General features: G+C 30.0%; 6 protein-coding genes. 5 read left to right on the top strand and 1 reads right to left on the bottom strand.

Annotated features, from left to right (window positions below; all coding sequences use genetic code 11):
- Nucleotides 1–40: 40 nt before the first annotated feature.
- The 4 genes from ACMOUI_RS07840 (at nucleotide 41) to ACMOUI_RS07825 (ending at nucleotide 2,827) form a co-directional block, all read left to right on the top strand.
- Nucleotides 41–193 (top strand): hypothetical protein, encoded by a 153-nt coding sequence (locus ACMOUI_RS07840; protein WP_418965171.1) that lies wholly within the window; start codon nucleotides 41–43, stop codon nucleotides 191–193.
- A gap of 501 nt (nucleotides 194–694) precedes the next feature.
- Complete coding sequence (locus ACMOUI_RS07835; RefSeq protein WP_418965170.1) at nucleotides 695–946, top strand: hypothetical protein; 252 nt, start codon at nucleotides 695–697, stop codon at nucleotides 944–946.
- A 170-nt stretch (nucleotides 947–1,116) separates the two neighbouring features.
- Entirely contained in the window at nucleotides 1,117–1,809 is a 693-nt protein-coding gene (locus tag ACMOUI_RS07830) for an iron-sulfur cluster assembly scaffold protein (protein WP_418965169.1), read from the top strand.
- A gap of 10 nt (nucleotides 1,810–1,819) precedes the next feature.
- Complete coding sequence (locus tag ACMOUI_RS07825; protein ID WP_418965168.1) at nucleotides 1,820–2,827, top strand: GGGtGRT protein; 1,008 nt, start codon at nucleotides 1,820–1,822, stop codon at nucleotides 2,825–2,827.
- 158 nt (nucleotides 2,828–2,985) lie between these two features.
- On the opposite strand, the gene ACMOUI_RS07820 is transcribed toward ACMOUI_RS07825, so the two are convergent.
- Nucleotides 2,986–3,228 (bottom strand): transposase, encoded by a 243-nt coding sequence (locus ACMOUI_RS07820; protein ID WP_418965167.1) that lies wholly within the window; start codon nucleotides 3,226–3,228, stop codon nucleotides 2,986–2,988.
- 33 nt (nucleotides 3,229–3,261) lie between these two features.
- Between ACMOUI_RS07820 and ACMOUI_RS07815 the strand changes: the two genes are divergently transcribed.
- Nucleotides 3,262–3,509, top strand: a 248-nt coding sequence (locus tag ACMOUI_RS07815) for a helix-turn-helix domain-containing protein (RefSeq protein ID WP_418965166.1), incomplete at its 3' end; no start/stop codon positions are given.

The following is a 3,509-nucleotide window of genomic DNA, read 5'->3' as shown; positions in this document are numbered from 1 at the left end:
TGGAAAAAGTGGTATATAATTACTCTTGTAAATAAAAGGGGTGAATAAAACAGATATGTTAGAAAAGAAAAGAACTAATAATAACTCTATAGTGGATTATTCAGCAAAGTTCTACCTATTTCCGCTACTTTTAATTGGTCTTGTATTAAGAAGTTTAGATAATCTATTTATAAAGTTAAAATATCAAAGATAAAAAATAGCAGCTCACAAAATAACGTGAGCTGCTTTTCTTTTCCCTTCATAACGCTGTATAATATACTAAACCTTTAAAATACATCTTTGAAAATCATTTCTATCAAGCTTGGAATGACATTACACATAAATTCCATAAAACCTCCACTCTTCTATCTGGAATAATGTTTCAAAATTTTAATATAATTAGTCAATTGAAAAAAGATAATTGAATTCTTGTGGTAAAACTTTAAAAAGAGTTTAAAATCAAATATTTTCTATAAAGGAGTGTATATATGAAAAATTTAATTATATTTTTAATACTGAATACTTTTATATATGGAAAAGAAGCAGCTTAAATTCCTTTATAGAGAGGTTGAATACAGAATTATTACAGAAAGAGAATCACTTAAAAATGATTTAATCCGTGCTAAAATATATTACTACTATCACAAACACAATAAAAAATACTACTATTATGATTTTAACTACAATATAATCTATTTAAATTAGGGAGGACATTATGTTAAAAAATGCTTTTATTGAAGATGCCTATAAAGATGTGCTAGGAGAAGAACTTGATAAAGAAAATCCTAATGAAGAGGAGGAATTTGATAAAGAAAATACTTTAGAAGATGATTACGATGAAAATGAAGAGTGGGAAAATGAATTTAATAACTTTTTCGAGGATGATGAACAAGATTTTGAAGAACTTAAAGATGCTGAAAAAGGATTTAGACACACTCATATCCCTGATCCAGATTTTAACTTTTAATAAAGTCCTTTTATTTACTTTTTTAATAAACAATAATTATAGACCTTCTAGATCAATGATGTAAATACCATCAAAATCTAGAAGGTTTTTTTATGATAAAAAATTAAAGGATTTTCTTTTCTTTATTGAAAAATAAAGTCAAGATAAGTTTACAAAAGGAGGAAAATTAGATGATTTATTCTTCAGAAGTAGAAAATATGTGTATTGTGAGTAGAAATGCAAATCACGGTCCAGCACCAATTCCTGAAGAAGGAAAATGGGTAAAAGCCAAAGAAATAAAAGATATCAGTGGCTTAACACATGGAGTTGGAGGGTGTGCACCACATCAAGGAGCTTGTAAATTGACACTCAATATTAAAAATGGAATTATTCAGGAAGCTCTTATTGAAACTATTGGTTGTTCTGGGATGACACATTCAGCTGCAATGGCATCAGAAATTTTACCTGGAAAAACAATTTTAGAAGCACTCAATACAGATTTAGTCTGTGATGCTATTAACGTTGCTATGAGAGAATTATTCTTACAAATTGTTTATGGACGTAGTCAAACAGCATTTTCTGAAGGTGGTCTTCCTATTGGAGCAAGTTTAGAAGATTTAGGAAAAGGAATGCGTAGCCAAATTGGAACTATGTTTGGAACACAGGAAAAAGGACCTCGATATTTAGAAATAGCAGAAGGATATATAACTCGTATGGCTTTAAATGAAAAAGATGAAGTTATCGGATATGAATTTTTAAATCTTGGGAAATTTACAGAGTCTTTAAAAAAAGGAGATGACTATAGTAAAGCAATTGAAAAAGCAATGGGTACTTATGGGCAATTTAAAAATGCTCTAAAATATATAGATCCTAGAAAAGAGTAAGGAGGAACAAATGGAATTATTTGAAAATTATGATAGACGTATAGAAAAAGTTAATTTAGCTCTCCAGGAGTATGGGATAAAAAATATTGAAGAAGCTAAAAAAATATGTGAAGATAAAGGTATTGATACACATAAGATTATCAATGAAATCCAACCCATAGCTTTTGATGATGCACATTGGGCATATTCTGTTGGTGCTGCAATGGCAATAAAAAGCAATTGTAAAAATGCTATTGAAGCTGCTAAAGTAATAGGAGTTGGACTTCAAGCCTTTTGCATTCCCGGATCTGTTGCTGAGGAGCGGAAAGTTGGAATTGGACATGGAAATTTAGCTGCCATGCTTTTATCTGAAAATACAGAATGTTTTGCATTTTTGGCTGGACATGAATCTTTTGCAGCTGCAGAAGGAGCTATTGGAATTGTAAAAAATGCTAATAAAATACGAAAAAAAGCACTTCGAGTTATTTTAAACGGATTGGGAAAAGATGCTGCTCAAATAATATCTAGAATTAATGGATTTACTTATGTACAAACTAATTTTGATTACTACACAAGTAAACTTTCAATTATAAATAAAATAAAATATTCAGAAAATGAAAGAGCAACTATAAATTGCTATGGTGCTGATGATGTTAGAGAAGGTGTTGCAATTATGAAATTGGAAAATGTAGATATTTCTATTACAGGTAATTCAACAAACCCTACTAGATTTCAACATCCTGTAGCTGGAACTTATAAAAAAGAGTGTATTGAAGCTGGGAAAAAATATTTTTCAGTAGCATCAGGTGGTGGAACAGGACGAACTCTTCATCCTGATAATGTTGGAGCTGGTCCAGCATCCTATGGAATGACTGATACAATGGGTCGTATGCATTCAGATGTTCAATTTGCAGGTTCTTCATCTGTTCCTGCTCATGTTGAGATGATGGGGTTTATTGGAATGGGGAATAATCCCATTGTTGGAGCAACTGTTGCCGTTGCTGTTGCTGTAATGGAATCTTATTCAGAGTTTATGTAAATTTTAAAAAATAAAATATATTTAATTCCATTAAAAGCCTATCTTCTCCCATAGGCTCTTTCTCCTTTTTTATGAACTATAATTTTTTTATTTTTATCAAAACGTCCCGAGAAAACCTATTCCTCTATTTAAGGAGAGGATGAATCGGGACAATCTTTTTAGTTTTCAGCTCTTTGTGATTCGATATACCACTTGATAGTTTCAATTGTTGCTCCACCAGTACTTAATATGCAATAAGAATTACTCCAAAACACAGGCTTCCAATTGATACATTTTCTATGATATTTTGTAATTACAACTAAGTGATAAGTTAAATTATAAATAGAATATCTATTCTTTTTAAAATCTGTATTCATAATTGTACTCTCATTTACAACTAATTTTAAATGTGATATTATCATAACATATAAAATTAAAAAATGGAGGTGAAATCTATGAAGACATATAACTTAGCTTTTAAATATAGGATATATCCTAATGAAACTCAAGCGAATACCATTAATCAAACTTTTGGTTGTACTAGACTTGTGTATAACAGATTTTTAGCTCAGAGAAAAGAATTGTATGAGACAGAGAAAAAATCTGTAACTTACAATACTCAAGCTAAAGAGCTTGTACCACTAAAAAATGAATTACCATTCTTAAAAGAGGTTGATTCAATCGCATTACAACAAGCACTTAA

Origin of the sequence: Cetobacterium sp. (assembly GCF_048470075.1) — a bacterium.
Lineage (GTDB): Bacteria > Fusobacteriota > Fusobacteriia > Fusobacteriales > Fusobacteriaceae > Cetobacterium_A.
Note: the sequence above shows the minus strand (reverse complement) of the source record. Positions and strands in the feature narration are given on the sequence as shown.

Bases quoted from the DNA above. Each gene is read 5' to 3' on its own strand.
- ACMOUI_RS07835 (WP_418965170.1), top strand. From the start codon at position 695: ATGTTAAAAAATGCTTTTATTGAAGATGCCTATAAAGATGTGCTAGGA.
- ACMOUI_RS07830 (WP_418965169.1), top strand. From the start codon at position 1,117: ATGATTTATTCTTCAGAAGTAGAAAATATGTGTATTGTGAGTAGAAAT.
- ACMOUI_RS07825 (WP_418965168.1), top strand. From the start codon at position 1,820: ATGGAATTATTTGAAAATTATGATAGACGTATAGAAAAAGTTAATTTA.
- ACMOUI_RS07820 (WP_418965167.1), bottom strand. From the start codon at position 3,228: ATGATAATATCACATTTAAAATTAGTTGTAAATGAGAGTACAATTATG.